The sequence below is a fragment of the Streptomyces chumphonensis genome (assembly GCF_014779715.1).
Classification (GTDB): domain Bacteria; phylum Actinomycetota; class Actinomycetes; order Streptomycetales; family Streptomycetaceae; genus Streptomyces; species Streptomyces chumphonensis.
In genome coordinates, this window is the sequence record NZ_JACXYU010000001.1 from 973,677 (window position 1) to 987,730 (window position 14,054).

General features: G+C 75.5%; 12 protein-coding genes. 4 read left to right on the forward strand and 8 right to left on the reverse strand.

What is annotated here, in order from left to right; all coding sequences use genetic code 11:
* Nucleotides 1-88: 88 nt before the first annotated feature.
* Together IF129_RS04080 and pepN are read left to right on the forward strand one after the other, a co-directional pair.
* Entirely contained in the window at nucleotides 89-1,111 is a 1,023-nt protein-coding gene (locus IF129_RS04080) for a hypothetical protein (RefSeq protein ID WP_191207984.1), read from the forward strand.
* A gap of 83 nt (nucleotides 1,112-1,194) precedes the next feature.
* Entirely contained in the window at nucleotides 1,195-3,771 is a 2,577-nt protein-coding gene (gene pepN / locus IF129_RS04085) for an aminopeptidase N (protein WP_191207985.1), read from the forward strand.
* 136 nt (nucleotides 3,772-3,907) lie between these two features.
* Here the strand turns inward: pepN and IF129_RS04090 are convergent, their stop codons facing one another.
* From IF129_RS04090 to IF129_RS04125, 8 genes are all read right to left on the reverse strand, one after another.
* Nucleotides 3,908-4,138: a hypothetical protein gene (locus IF129_RS04090; protein ID WP_191207986.1), complete on the reverse strand. Its 231-nt coding sequence runs from the start codon at nucleotides 4,136-4,138 to the stop codon at nucleotides 3,908-3,910.
* A gap of 47 nt (nucleotides 4,139-4,185) precedes the next feature.
* The gene (malQ, locus tag IF129_RS04095; RefSeq protein WP_191207987.1) at nucleotides 4,186-6,261 is read right to left on the reverse strand and encodes a 4-alpha-glucanotransferase; all 2,076 of its coding nucleotides are present in this window, start codon (nucleotides 6,259-6,261) and stop codon (nucleotides 4,186-4,188) included.
* Complete coding sequence (locus IF129_RS04100; RefSeq protein ID WP_191207988.1) at nucleotides 6,261-6,542, reverse strand: hypothetical protein; 282 nt, start codon at nucleotides 6,540-6,542, stop codon at nucleotides 6,261-6,263. The genes malQ and IF129_RS04100 overlap by 1 nt, the downstream gene beginning before the upstream one ends.
* A 313-nt stretch (nucleotides 6,543-6,855) precedes the next feature.
* The gene (locus IF129_RS04105; protein ID WP_191207989.1) at nucleotides 6,856-7,434 is read right to left on the reverse strand and encodes a hypothetical protein; all 579 of its coding nucleotides are present in this window, start codon (nucleotides 7,432-7,434) and stop codon (nucleotides 6,856-6,858) included.
* Between the two features lie 34 nt (nucleotides 7,435-7,468).
* Nucleotides 7,469-8,215, reverse strand: coding sequence for a TSUP family transporter (locus tag IF129_RS04110; RefSeq protein WP_381480182.1), 747 nt, complete (start codon nucleotides 8,213-8,215; stop codon nucleotides 7,469-7,471).
* A 33-nt stretch (nucleotides 8,216-8,248) separates the two neighbouring features.
* A complete protein-coding gene (locus IF129_RS04115) occupies nucleotides 8,249-9,310 on the reverse strand; it encodes an N-acetylglucosamine kinase (protein ID WP_191207990.1) in 1,062 nt (353 codons plus the stop codon).
* Nucleotides 9,301-10,581 carry a 6-phospho-beta-glucosidase gene (locus IF129_RS04120; RefSeq protein WP_191207991.1) on the reverse strand — a complete coding sequence of 427 codons (1,281 nt, stop codon included), beginning with the start codon at nucleotides 10,579-10,581 and terminating at the stop codon, nucleotides 9,301-9,303. Before IF129_RS04120 ends, IF129_RS04115 begins: the two co-directional genes overlap by 10 nt.
* Nucleotides 10,582-10,669: 88 nt before the next feature.
* Nucleotides 10,670-11,632 (reverse strand): mechanosensitive ion channel family protein, encoded by a 963-nt coding sequence (locus IF129_RS04125; RefSeq protein WP_191208272.1) that lies wholly within the window; start codon nucleotides 11,630-11,632, stop codon nucleotides 10,670-10,672.
* A gap of 273 nt (nucleotides 11,633-11,905) precedes the next feature.
* Here IF129_RS04125 and IF129_RS04130 point away from each other — a divergent pair, with 273 nt between their 5' ends.
* Together IF129_RS04130 and IF129_RS04135 are read left to right on the forward strand one after the other, a co-directional pair.
* Nucleotides 11,906-12,445 (forward strand): HNH endonuclease, encoded by a 540-nt coding sequence (locus IF129_RS04130; protein WP_191207992.1) that lies wholly within the window; start codon nucleotides 11,906-11,908, stop codon nucleotides 12,443-12,445.
* 186 nt (nucleotides 12,446-12,631) lie between these two features.
* Nucleotides 12,632-14,053, forward strand: coding sequence for a hypothetical protein (locus IF129_RS04135; RefSeq protein WP_318153535.1), 1,422 nt, complete (start codon nucleotides 12,632-12,634; stop codon nucleotides 14,051-14,053).
* Nucleotide 14,054 lies beyond the last annotated feature (1 nt).

A 14,054-nucleotide genomic window follows, 5' to 3' on the forward strand; every position in this document is an offset into this window, starting at 1 on the left:
GGGCGTCCTTGAGGACGGAATCGTCCCGGTTCGTCGACGGGCCGGTAACAGCGGTTGGGGGCCCGGAACGGCCGGGCATCGCCCCGGCATGAACCACGACACTCCGCTCACCCCCCGCCTCCTCGGCGACCTCTCCGACGTCCGCAGGCGCGTCGTCACGGCCCGAACCCTGCGCGAGCGGGGGGTGCCGACCTCCCTCGCCCAGGAGCGCTGCCGTCGCGGCGGTCCCTGGCAGCGTCCGCTGCCCGGCGTGTACCTGCTGCACGCCGGGCCCCCGACGAGCGAGGAGCGGCTGCACGCCGTCCTGCTCTACGCCCGGCGCGAGCCGGCCCCCGGCGCGGTGATGATCACCGGTCCGGCGGCGCTGGCCCTGCACGGACTGGCGTCCGCTCCCCCGCTGCCGTCGCTGGAGCGCATCGACCTGCTCGTGCCGCACACCCGGCGGCTGCGCTCGGCCGGTTGGGCGCGGATCGTCCGGGCGCACGCGGTGCCCGAACCGCAGGACGTCGCGGGCGTGCCCCTCGCCCCGGTGGCCCGCGCGGTGGCCGACGCCGTGGAGCGGCTCACCGACGCCGTCGCGGTCCGGCGGCTGATGACGGAGGCGGTGCGCGGCGGGCACTGCGAGGCGCAGGTCCTGGTGCGGGAGCTGACCCGGGCGCGGGTGCTGTCGCGGCCGCACGTGGTGGACGCCGTCGACGCCCTCCTCGCCGAGGGACGCGCGCTCGGCGAGGAGCGGCTGTACGCCATGGTGCGCGACTGCGGACTGCCGGACCCGTACTGGAACGTCGACCTGCGCCTGCCCGCCGGACCGTACCTGGGCCACGTGGACGCCTACTGGCCCGGTCAGGCCGTCGCCGTGGAGCTGGACGTCCGGCGCGGCCTCGACGACGGCGAGGGCTTCGACGGCTTCGACGTCCGGGAGGCCGACACCGTGTGGACGGAGCACGTCCGCCGGAGGGAGGCGCTGGAGCGGCTCGGCGTCGCGGTGGTGCGGCTGTGCCCGCTGCGGCTGCGCGACGCCCCGCGGGAGCAGGCGGCGGTGGTGCGCACGGCCCTGATGACGTGGGAGGAGCGCGACCCGGCGGCCCACCTCGTGGTGCTGCCCAGGTGAGCCGCACACCGGCGGGGCGGGCGTGGAAGGATGGCGGGACCGCCGGCAATGAAGCCCGAGACTACCGATGAGGGAGACACCAGGTGCCTGGGACGAATCTGACCCGTGACGAGGCGCAGGAACGGGCGCGCGTCCTGACCGTGGACGCGTACACCGTGGAGCTGGACCTCTCCGGGGCGCAGGAGGGCGGGACGTTCCGCTCGGCGACGACGGTCCGCTTCGAGGCGAGCGAGGCCACGAGCACCTTCGTCGACCTCGTCGCCCCGGCCGTGCACGAGGTGCGGCTGAACGGCGAGGCGCTGGACCCGGCCGAGGTGTTCGCCGACTCCCGTATCGCCCTGCGCTCCGTCGCGGCGGGCGCGAACGAGCTGACCGTCGTCGCGGACTGCGCCTACACCAACACCGGTGAGGGGCTGCACCGCTTCGTCGACCCGGTGGACCAGCAGGCCTACCTCTACACGCAGTTCGAGGTGCCGGACGCCCGCCGCGTCTTCGCCTGCTTCGAGCAGCCGGACCTGAAGGCGTCGTTCCGGTTCACCGTCACGGCACCCGCCGGGTGGACGGTCGTCTCCAACGCGCCGACGCCGAAGCCCACGGGCCCGCAGGAGACGGTGTGGACGTTCGCACCGACGCCGCGCATCTCGACCTACATCACCGCGCTGATCGTCGGCCCGTACCACAGCGTGCACAGCACCTGGGAGGGCGAGGGGCGCAGCGTGCCGCTGGGCCTGTACTGCCGCCCGTCGCTCGCCGAGCACCTGGACGCGGAGGCGATCTTCGAGGTGACGCGGCAGGGCTTCGACTGGTTCGAGGAGAAGTTCGACTACCCGTACCCGTTCGAGAAGTACGACCAGCTCTTCGTCCCGGAGTTCAACGCGGGCGCCATGGAGAACGCCGGTGCCGTCACCATCCGGGACCAGTACGTCTTCCGCTCGAAGGTCACGGACGCGGCCTACGAGACCCGCGCCGAGACCATCCTGCACGAGCTGGCGCACATGTGGTTCGGCGACCTGGTCACCATGGAGTGGTGGAACGACCTGTGGCTGAACGAGTCGTTCGCCACGTACACCTCCGTCGCCTGCCAGGCGCACGCACCCGGCAGCCGCTGGCCGCATGCCTGGACGTCGTTCGCCAACCAGATGAAGACCTGGGCCTACCGCCAGGACCAGCTCCCCTCCACGCACCCGATCATGGCCGAGATCCGGGACCTCGACGACGTCCTGGTCAACTTCGACGGCATCACCTACGCCAAGGGCGCCTCGGTGCTCAAGCAGCTGGTGGCCTACGTCGGGACGGACGCCTTCTTCCGCGGCGTGCAGACGTACTTCAAGCGGCACGAGTGGGGCAACACCCGGCTCGCTGACCTGCTGAACGCGCTGGAGGAGACCTCCGGGCGCGACCTGACGGCCTGGTCGAAGGCGTGGCTCCAGACCGCCGGCATCAACGTCCTGCGGCCGGAGATCAACGTCGACGCCGACGGGACGATCCTCGACTTCGCCGTCCGGCAGGAGGCCCCGGCGCTGCCCGAGGGCGCGGCGGGCGAGTCCACGCTGCGGCCGCACCGCATCGCCGTGGGCCTGTACGAGCTGAAGGACGGCGCCCTGGTGCGCGACGAGCGCATCGAGCTGGACGTCGACGGCGCCGTCACCGAGGTCCCCGAGCTGGCCGGACGGGCGCGGCCCGCCGTCATCCTGCTCAACGACGACGACCTGTCCTACGCGAAGGTCCGCCTCGACGCGCAGTCCCTGGCCACCGTCACCGCGCACCTGGGCGACTTCACCGAGTCGCTGCCGCGCGCCCTGTGCTGGGCCTCGGCCTGGGACATGACCCGCGACGGTGAACTGGCCGCGCGCGACTACCTGGAGCTGGTGCTGGCGGGCATCGGCAAGGAGTCGGACATCGGCGTCGTCCAGTCGCTGCACCGGCAGGTCAAGCTGGCGCTCGACGTGTACGCGGCGCCCGAGTGGCGCGAGGAGGGGCTCTCCCGCTGGTCGCAGGCGGCGCTGGAGCGGCTGCGGGCCGCCGAGCCGGGCAGCGACCACCAGCTGGCCTGGGCCCGCGCCATGGCGGCCACCGCCCGCACCGACGAGCAGCTCGGCCTGCTCGCCGGGCTGCTGGACGGCAGCGAGAGCGTCGAGGGCCTCGCCGTCGACACCGACCTGCGCTGGGGCCTGCTGCTGCGGCTGGCGGCCACCGGCCGGGCGGACGAGGACGCCATCGCGGCCGAGCTGAAGCGCGACGCGACCTCGGCGGGCGAGCGGCACGCCGCGACCGCCCGCGCGGCCCGGCCCACGGCTGAGGCGAAGGCCGCGGCGTGGGCCGAGGTCGTGGAGTCCGACCGGCTGCCCAACGCGGTGCAGGAGGCCGTGATCGCCGGTTTCGTCCAGACGGACCAGCGCGAGCTGCTGGCCCCCTACACCGAGCGGTACTTCGCGGTGCTCTCCGAGGTGTGGCGCTCCCGCAGCCACGAGATGGCGCAGCAGATCGCGATCGGGCTCTACCCGACACTCCAGGTCTCGCAGGAGACGCTGGACGCGACGGACGCCTGGCTCGCCTCGGCCGGTGACGCCAGCGCGGCGCTGCGCCGGCTCGTGAACGAGAACCGGGCGGGCGTGGACCGCGCGCTGCGGGCGCAGGCCGCCGACCGCGCCACCGCCTGACCGGCCGACACCCCGAGGGGGTGGGACGCGCGGCACCCCGCGCGTCCCACCCCCTCCGGCTCCCCGCAGGACGCGCACATGCCTGAGGGCGCCCCGGCCGCGTCGGCCCGGGGCGCCCTCGGCGAGACGGGGAGGGTCAGCTCTCCTTGCGGGACTTGTCGCCCACCATGACCAGACCGCAGATCAGCAGGAACAGCAGCAGCGGTGCGCCCACGTAAAGGCCCAGCGTCTCGGCGACGCTCAGCCCCTTCGTGCCGGGGTCGTCACCGTCGTCGCGCGTGAGCGCGAAGGCGGGGGACGAGGTCAGCAGCATCAGCGTCGTGACGGCGCCGACGACTCCGGCGCGCGCAGCATAGTTCTTGACCACGGTCTGACCGTAGCGAACGACTCCGCGGCGCGCTCACCCGGGGTCGGCTAGGGAGTGACGCCGGGCGCCATGGCGGCGCGCAGGTCCGTGAGGAGGGCGTGCAGCCGGGGGGAGGCGAGCAGCTCCTCCAACGTGCCGGGTCGCCCCGCACCGTCGGCCAGGGGCAGGCGCCAGTTGGGGTACTCCAGGGACGTCCCCGGGACGTTCTGCGGGCGCCGGTCGCCGACCCCGTCCGGCAGCCACACCCCCACCAGCCACGCCGGGGTGGCGGCGAGGAACCGGTAGACGGCGCGCACGCGGGCCTCCTCGTCGCCGTGGCCGCCCGGCAGCAGGCCGAGCCGGGCGAAGAGGGCCAGCCACTCGGCGCGCTCGGCGGCGTCCGCCCTGCGGGCGGTGCGCAGCGGCTCACCCAGCAGGCCGAGCCGGTGGTGCAGTTCGACGTGGTCGCCGCCGAGCCGGGCCGCGGTGCTGGGCAGGTCGTGCGTGGTGGCCGTCGCCAGGCAGGCGTCGCGCCAGCCGGCGGGCGGGAGCGGTTTGCCGTCCCCCGCGTAGTCGCGCTCGAACCACAGCACCGAGGTCCCCAGCACGCCGCGTCCGGCCAGCTCCTCGCGCACGCCGTCCTCGACGGTGCCCAGGTCCTCGCCGATCACCATGGCCCCGGCGCGGTGGGCCTCCAGCGTGAGCACCCCGAGCATCGCCCGCGCGTCGTAGCGGACGTAGGTCCCGTGCGCGGGCGGCGCGCCCTCGGGCACCCACCACTGCCGGAACTGCCCCATGACGTGGTCCACCCGCAGGGCTCCGGCGTGCGCCAGGAGACCGCCCAGCAGTTCGCGGTAGGGGCGGTACCCGGAGGCGGCCAGCGCGTCGGGCCGCCAGGGCGGCAGGCCCCAGCACTGCCCGGCGGCGTTGAAGGCGTCGGGCGGGGCGCCGATCGACATCCCGGCGGCCAGGGCGTCCTGCTGGGCCCAGGCGTCGGAGCCGGAGGGGTGCACGCCCACGGCCAGGTCGTGGACGAGGCCGACGGCCATGCCGGCGTCCGTGGCGGCCCGCTGGGCCCGGGCGAGCTGGCCGTCGGTGAGCCAGGCGAGCCAGCAGTGGAAGTCCACCCGGTCCAGGTGCTGGGTGCGGGCGCGGGCGGTGCGGGCGGAGCGGGGGTCCGTGAGCCCGGTGGGCCAGGAGCGCCAGTTCGGGCCGTGCAGCTCGGCGAGGGCGCACCACAGGGCGTGGTCCTCCAGGGCCTGGCCGCCCCGGGCGAGGTAGGCGCAGTAGTCGGCGCGACGGCCGGGGCCGAGCGGGACCGTGCGGAGCAGCTCCAGCGCGTCGCGTTTCAGGGCCCACACGGCGTCCCGGTCGATGTGGGCGTCCTTGCGCAGGACGCCGTCGCGCAGCCGGGCCGCCCGCTCGGTGAGCCGCGCCATGCGGTCGCGGTCGGGGCCGGTGAGGTAGGCGTACTCGGGGACGTCCTCGACGCGCAGGTGGACGGGGTCGGCGAAGCGCCGGGAGGAGGGCCGGTAGGGCGAGGGGTCGGTGGCCGCGTCGCCGTCGGCGGGCACGGCCACGTGCAGGGGGTTGAGCTGGACGAACCCGGCGCCGGTGGTCCGGCCGGCCCAGGCGGCGAGTTCGGCGAGGTCCGCCAGGTCGCCCATGCCCCAGGAGCGGGAGGACAGGAGCGAGTAGAGCTGCACCATCAGGCCGTGCGAGCGGCCCTCGGGCGGGGCTAACCGGCGGGGGGCGACGATGAGGGCGGAGCGGGCGGAGCGGCCGTCGGGGGTGTGCGCCCGGAGCGTGTGCACGCCGAGCGGCAGGTCGGGGCCCGGATCGCGGCGACCGCCGTCCTCCGTGTCGACCCGCAGTACGGTGCCCGGTGGCAGCGGGGGCAGGGCGACGGCCGGGTCGTCCTGGCCGGAGCGCAGTACGACGGTGGGGGGCAGCAGGCGAGCGGCGGCCTGCTGCCCGTAGGCGTCGAGGGCCTGGCGGACGGCTTCGGGGGTGGAGGCGTCGACACCGAGCGCGGCGAGGACGGCGACGACCGTTTCCCGCGGTACGTCGACCGTCCGGCCGGGGCCGGGCGCGTAGGAGGTCGCGACGCCGTGTGCTGCGGCAAGCCGGGCCAGGCGGCCCATCAGATCTCCGAGTACTCCGCGCCGAAGCCGGCGCCGGTCGGCTCGCTGGTCAGCGGCAACTCGGCGGCGATGGGGGGCTCGCTCGTCAGCGGGGCGACGTCGGCGAGCGGGGGCTCACTGGTCAGGGGCGCTTCGAAGCAGCCGCAGGTGCAGGAGCCGTCGAGGCCGGAGTCCGGGTGGGACAGCGCGGCCAGGATGCGTTTGGAAGGATCACCCTCGTCCGCCCGGTCCTGTTTGGGCAGGGGGATGAGGGTGGTGAGCAGTTCGGCGGACGCGGCCACGGGGGCCTCCGTTCGTGGACGACAGGCTGGACACCCGGTGCCCTACCCACTGCGGGCGCGGGCATCCGCGATCGTCACCGAAACGTGTCTTAGGTCACGTCGCGAGAGCACCGGTGATTTTGTCGGTCGGGCCGGGCTGTCAACGCACAGCACACGGCTCAGCGGTCAGGACACACCAGATTTTACGGCAGCGAACGCCCGGGGCGCGCGCCGGGCCCCTTCCGCGCGCCCATTCCGCCGGGGACCGCAGGTCGGCACCGGGTGCCGGACGGCGGCCCCCTGCGGCCGGCCCCGGACGTTCCCACCGCCGCCCTCAGGGGCGGAATCCGGCGTCCCCGCCCACGTTGCGGATCACGCGGTGGAGGAGCCGGACGACGGTGACGTACTCCGCGTCGGACATCCCCGCCCGGATCTGGGCGAGGGTGGGCGTCATCACCTCCTGCCAGAGGTGGTCGACGAGCGCGTCGCCCGCCGGGGTGAGGTCGAGCGCGCCCGCGTCCCCGGCCGCGAGCAGGCCGCGCTCCAGGAGTTCGTCGACGGCCGTCCCCAGGTCGGAGACGTCCACGTAGGGGCGACTCGCGCCCACGACCTCGACCACCTCGTCCCGGGTGAGCGCCCGCGGAGCCTCGCGGACCCGGTTCAGCGTCCACCAGTGCGGCTGGCGGACGCCGCCGCGGGCCAGGCTGTCGCTGATGAACCCGACGATCGCTTCGCTCGCGGCGCCCGTCCAGTAGCCGAGCGGCTGCCGGAGGACCTCCTCGTCGGTGTACTCGGGCGGCGCGGCCGGGGCCCTCCCCGGCGTCGGCGGGGTGAAGCGGGCGGGCCCCACCGGTCGGGGGGAGGCGGTGCCGGTCGTCGGGGCGTCGGAGGACCGTGCGGTGGAGTGCGTCATGACCCGAACGCTAGAAGTTGAAGTCGACTTCAGGTCAAGCGAGTGCCGGGACCAGTTGCCACAAGCCCTTCGCGAGGGTCACCAGACCGCCGCCGAGGGCCAGGGCGAGGATCACCCGGCGGGCCCGGCCCTCCGGCGTCCGGGCGGCGACGAGGTGCCCGACCACGAGACCGGCGCCCAGGGTGGCCCCGGCCACCAGCCACGCTCCGCCGCTCAGCGCGGGCGGCCCCTTGGCCGCGATCGAGAAGACGTTCACCACCAGCCCGTAGAACTGGGCGTTCGGCACGAACGCGCGGGCCGACCACCCGGCGTTCACGGCGTACAGGGAGACGGCCGGGCCGCCCAGGCCGGCGGAGGAGTTCATGAACCCGCTGGCCGCACCCGCCGTGACAGCGCCCGCCGTGCCGCGCAGCGCGGGCAGCCGCACGCCGCGCACCAGGAGCAGCACCAGGAGGCTGAGCAGGGCGCCCATGCCCGTCAGCAGCACCGGCTCCGGCAGCGCCCGGGCGGTCACCGCGCCGAGCGGCACGGTGACCGCCGCCGCCGCGACCAGCGGCACCATCGACCGCAGCCGGACGCCGCGCCAGGTCGCCAGCAGGCCCAGGCCGCTGATCGCGACACCCGCGCAGTTCGCCGTCGACACCCCGTCCATCGGGCCGACGAGCAGCACCAGGAAGGGGGCGGCGACCAGGCCGAACCCGATACCGGCAAGCCGCTGCACGGCGGCGCCGGAGAACACGACGCCGCCCAGGAGCAGGAGGAACACCCAGCCGGTCAGCACGGGGTGAGGCTATGCCCGCCCCGTGCGCGCGGCTCAGCCGCCCCGGGTGTCGGCGAACCGCCGCCGCAGCGCGGCGTGGGCCCCCGGTGCGGCCCCGGCCGCGTCCAGCGCGAGCAGGGCCGCACCGAGGACGGGCGGCGCCGACAGCACCGTGACCCGCGCCCGCGGCGCCTCCTCGGCGAGCCGACGCAGCACGCGGCCGTGCAGCCGGGGGTGCCGGGCCGCCGCGACGCCGCCGCCGAGCAGGACGGGCGTCGGCTCCCCGAGCAGGCCGAGGCGGTCGAGCGTGACGCGGACCAGCGCGACGATCTCGTCCGCCTGACGGTCCACGAGCCGCCCCGCGACCTCGTCGGCGTCGCCGTCCCCGTCCCCGGCGACGGCGAAGAGGACCGGGGTCAGCTCGTGCCGCCGTTCGGGCGGCAGCTCCCCCAGGTGCAGGGCCTCGATCAGCTCGGGCATACCGGGGAGCCCGAAGTGCGCGGGCAGGGCCCGCGCGAGCAGGGTGGGGGCGCCGCGTCCGTCCGCCGCCCGGGCGGCGTGCCACAGCGCGGCGTCGGCCAGTCCCCCGCCGCCGCCCCAGTCCCCGGAGAGGGCGCCGAGCGCCGGGAAGCGGTGCACCCGGCCGTCGGGGGCGCGGCCCACGCAGTTGATCCCGGCGCCGCAGACGAGCGCGACGCCGTGCCGCGCGGAGCCGTCGTCGGGCAGGCCCGCCCGCAGCACCGCGAAGGTGTCGTTGACGACCTGCGAGGACGCCGCCCACCCCCGGTTCGCGACGGACGCGGCCAGGGCCCGCTCCTCGCGCGGCAGGTCGGCGTTGGCCAGGCAGGCGGCGAGGTGGTGGACAGGGTCGCCGGGGCGTCCCGGGGGTGCGGCGGTCAGCGCCGCCCGGACCGTCTCGGCCAGGGTGTCGAGGGCCCGCTCCACGGCGGCCGCCGCCTCCGCCGCGTCCGCCGCGCCCGTCGCGGGCCGGAAGCCCGGCCCCCGCGCGGTGCCCAGCACGCGGCCGTCGGTGTCGGCGAGCAGCACGTCCGTCTTGCTGTTCCCGGCGTCCACCGCGAGGACGCGGCGGGGCGTCTCCGCGCCGCTCAGGCCCACGGCAGGTGGTCCCGGTTGTGCGCCAGCAGCCGGTCGGTGAGCGCGTCGGCCCGGTCGTACTGGCCGACCAGGGGGTGCGCCAGGAGGGCGGCGAAGACGCGGTCCCGCCCTCCGCGCAGGGCGGCGTCCAGGGCGAGCGTCTCGTAGCCGGTGACATGGGCGACCAGACCGGCGAAGAGCGGGTCGAGGGTGGGGGCGGGCAGCGGTTCGGCGCCCCGCGCCGTCACCCGGGCGGGGACCTCCACCACCGCGTCGTCCGGCAGGAACGGCAGCGTGCCGGCGTTGCGCACGTTGACGGCCTGCACGGACCCCGGCGCGGTCCCCGGTGCGCCCCGGCCGAGCAGGGCGGCGGCCAGGGCGACGGCGGCCTCGGAGTAGAAGGCGCCGCCGCGCGAGGCGAGCAGCTCCGGTTTGGTGTCCAGGGCGGGGTCGGCGTACATCTCCAGGAGCCGCTCCTCCATCGCCGCGACCTCGGCGGCCCGGGCGGGCTGCTCCCGCAGTTCCGCCACCACCTCGTCGTGGGCGTAGAAGTAGCGCAGGTAGTAGGAGGGGACGGCGCCGAGGCGGGCGAGCAGCGCGGGCGGCAGCTTCAGCCGCTCGGCGATGCGTTCGCCGTGGTCGGCGACGAGCCGGGGCAGCAGGTCGGGCCCGTCGGGGCCGCCGTGCCGCACGGCGAGTTCCCAGGTCAGGTGGTTGAGCCCGTAGTGGTCGAGGTGGAGGGAGGCGGGGGGCAGGTCCAGCAGCCCGGCGAAGGTGCGCTGGAGGCCGATGGCGACGTTGCACAGGCCGACGGCACGGTGGCCGGCGTCCAGCAGGGCGCGGGTGACGATGCCGACGGGGTTGGTGAAGTCGATGATCCAGGCGTCGGGGGCGACCCGGCGCACGGTCTCGGCGATGTCCAGGACGACGGGCACGGTGCGCAGGGCCTTCGCCAACCCGCCGGCTCCGGTCGTCTCCTGGCCGACGCAGCCGCACTCCAGCGGCCAGGTCTCGTCCCGCAGCCGCGCCGCCTGCCCGCCCACGCGCAGCTGGACGAGCACGGCGTCGGCGCCCTCGGCACCGGCCGCGAGGTCGTCGGTGAGTGTGACGCGGCCGGGGTGGCCCTGCCGGGCGAAGATGCGGCGGGCGAGTCCGCCGACGCGCTCCAGCCGTACCGCGTCCGGGTCGATGAGGACGAGTTCGCCGATCGGCAGGTCGTCCCGCAGCCGCGCGAATCCGTCGATGAGTTCCGGGGTGTAGGTGGAGCCACCGCCCACCACTGCGAGCTTCACCACTCGGACAATAGGACTAGACCACTCGCGGGTCAACGGTACGGCGAACGGAACGCGGACGGGTGCCCGTCCCTGCGCGCCCGGCGCCTCACCCCTGGCGGGGTACGCCCTTCTCCAGGGACAGCCCGGCGTCGTCGACGATCCGGATGCCCGCCGCGTCCAGGGACCGCTTGACCCGCCAGCGCAGCTCCCGCGCGGCGGGCGGAGCCTCACCCGGCATCGTGCGGACCGAGACCCGCACCGTCATGGACTCCATCGTCACCGCGTCCAGGCCGAGCACCTCCACCGGACCCCACAGCTTCTCGTCCCACGGCGCGACGCCCGCCATGGCCCGGCCCGCGTCGGTGATGACCCGGCGGACGGCGTCCAGATCCTCGTCCGACCGCACCTGCACGTCCACCGCCGCCGTGGCCCAGCCCTGGCTCAGGTTGCCGACGCGCTTGATCTCGCCGTTGCGCACGTACCAGATCTCCCCGTCGTCACCGCGCAGCTTGGTGACCCGCAGACCGATCTCCAGCACCGTCCCGACGGCCTCCCCGGCGTCGACGCGGTCACCGACGCCGTACTGGTCCTCCAGCAGGATGAACATGCCGGTCAGCACGTCGGTGACGAGGTTGCGCGCGCCGAAGCCGATCGCGACGCCCGCCACACCGGCGCTCGCGAGCAGCGGCCCGAGGTTGATGCTGAACACCGACAGCACGGTCAGCGCGGCGGTACCGAGGATGAGGAACGAGGCGACGCTGCGCAGCACCGACCCGATGGCCTCCGAGCGCTGCCGGCGCCGTTCGGCGTTGATGAGCAGGCTGCCGAGGCCGCCGCCCGCCCCGTCCCCCTCCTCACCCGGGCGGTTCATCCGGGCGACCAGGCGGGTGATGGTGCGGCGCACCACCGCCCGCAGCACGAGGGCGATGACCACGATGAGGACGATGCGCAGCCCGGCGCCGAGCCAGTTCTCCCAGTTGCTCTGCACCCAGCCCGCCGCTTCGTCGGCTCGGCGGCCGGCGTCCTTCACGGTGTCGTCCACGGCGCCCAGCCTAGGCGGCCCCGGCAGGGGGACGGCAGGCGCACACGGCGACCCGGCGCCGCCCCCGCACTCCCTGCGCGCCCCCACCGCGCCCCGATGAGCGGGCGCCGCGCCGCGCCCCCGGCGCTCGGCCCCGCACGTCGCCCGAGGTGGGCCCGCACGGGAGCCGACACGGGATGTGGCGCAGAACACGGACAGCGCGTTACGTGATCGTGGTGGCGCGGTGACCCCCCGCCGGGACACACTGAGGGGAGATCGTCCCGGCACGAGCCACGTGCCGCAGACGTACAAGGAGGCACCGTGCCGCATGTCCTGGTCCTCAACGCGTCGTACGAGCCGCTCGGTGTCGTACCGCTCCGCCGCGCGCTCATCCTCGTCCTCAACGGCAAGGCCGTCAGCCTGGAGGACTCGGGCGCCCTGATGCACAGCGCGACCCAGGCCGTGCCCGCCCCCAGCGTGGTGCGGCTCAAGCGGTTCGTGCGGGTGCCCTACCGGGGTCCGGTGCCGCTGACCCGGCGCGCGCTGTTCGCCCGGGACGGCGGGCGCTGCGCCTACTGCGGGCAGACGGCGACGAGCGTCGACCACGTCGTCCCACGCAGCCGCGGCGGACAGCACGCCTGGGACAACGTCGTCGCGGCCTGCCGCCGCTGCAACCACGTCAAGGCCGACCGGCACATCACCGAGCTGGGCTGGCGGCTGCGCCACCAGCCGGCCCCGCCGACGGGACTCGCGTGGCGCATCATCGGCACCGGGCACCGCGATCCGCGCTGGTTGCCGTATCTGCAACCGTACGGCGCGGACGACGCACTGGCCCGGATCGACGGCAGAGCCTCTGCCTGACCCCGGGCCTTCGCATGGCCCGCCCGCGGCTCCCCCACGCGCCCTGCCCGGTCGGGGCGTGCAACCGTGTCGTCACGATCGGCGCCCGCAGCCCGGACGGGTCGTGCGACCAGGGCGGCCACGCGTCATACTGCACCCCGTAACCGGGGAGGGTTCGATGAGTGACCGAGGGGGAGGTCCCACACCGTGACGCAGCCGCCGACCGTGCAGCCGGCGCCCACGGGCCCGGTGGCGCCGCCGGGCCCGCCCCAGCCGCCGGTGCCGCCCGGCGCGGCGGTGCCGCCCGAGCCGTCCGGCCGCGCGCTGCGGGCCGAGGCCGTGCGCCGGATGAAGGCCGCCGCGACGACCGAGCCGGGGCGCCTGCGGATCATCGGCGCCGTACTCGTCGTCCTCCTGCTCGCCTTCGGCGCCGCGACCGCCTCCCAGGTGGTGACGCGGGCCTCGGCGGCGGACGACGTCATCGGCAGCAGCCAGCCGCTCAGCGCCGACGCGGCCGAGATCCACCGGCTGCTCGCCGACGCCAACACCACGGCGGCCAGCGGCTTCCTGGCGGGCGGCGAGGAGAGCCGCGCGGTCGGCGACCGCTACGACGACGACATCCGGCAGGCCGCCGAGCTGATCACCGAGGCGGCCGCGAGCGGGGAGGGCTCCCGGACGGCCCGCAGCCGACTGAGCGTCCTCAACCGTCAACTGCCCGTCTACACCGGTCTCGTGGAGGCCGCGCGGGCCAACAACCGGCAGGGGCTGCCGATCGGCGGCGCCTACCTGCGCTACGCCGACGAGCAGATGCGCGACGTCCTGCTGCCCGCCGCCCGCACCCTCTACGAGACCGAGGCGGCCCGCTACCAGCGCGACCACGAGGAGGCGACGTCCTGGCCCTGGCAGGCACTGCTGCTCGGCGTGGCCTCCCTCGGGGTGCTGGGCTGGACTCAGCGGCGCCACTTCCTGCGCACCAACCGGGTCTTCAACCGGGGGCTCCTCGCCGCCAGCGCCGCGACGCTCCTCCTGCTCTGCTGGCTCGCGGTCGGGCACGCCCTCGCGTGGTCCGGGCTGAACGACGCCCGCACGAACGGCGCCCGCTCCCTGGAGGTCCTCAACGCGGCGCGGGTGGCCGCGCTGGAGGCCCGGGGCGACGAGGGCATGACGCTCGTCGCACGGGGTGCGGGCGCGGAGTACGAGAAGACCTACCGGGAGAGCATGGCGGAACTGCTCGGCTCGGGGAGCGGGCCCCGTGAGGCGGGGCTGTTCCACGAGGCCGTACGCCTCGCGGACGGGCCCGCAGGCCGCACGGCGGTCGAGACGGCCTGGGAACAGACCCGGCAGTGGGACGAACGTCATACCGAGGTACGCGAGTTGGACAACTCGGGCGAGTACGCTGCGGCGGTGGCCAAGGTGATCGGCGCCGAGGACAGCACCGGCGAGGCGTTCGACCGGGTCGACGCCGCGCTGCGCGAGGCCATCGCCCACGAGCAGGACCAGTTCGACTCCGCCGCCGGCGCGGGCCGCTCGGCGCTGACGGGGCTGGCGCTGGGCGCGGGCGGCCTGGCCCTGGCCGCCGGGGCGGGAGCCGTGGCGGGTATCGGACGTCGACTGGCGGAGTACCGGTGAG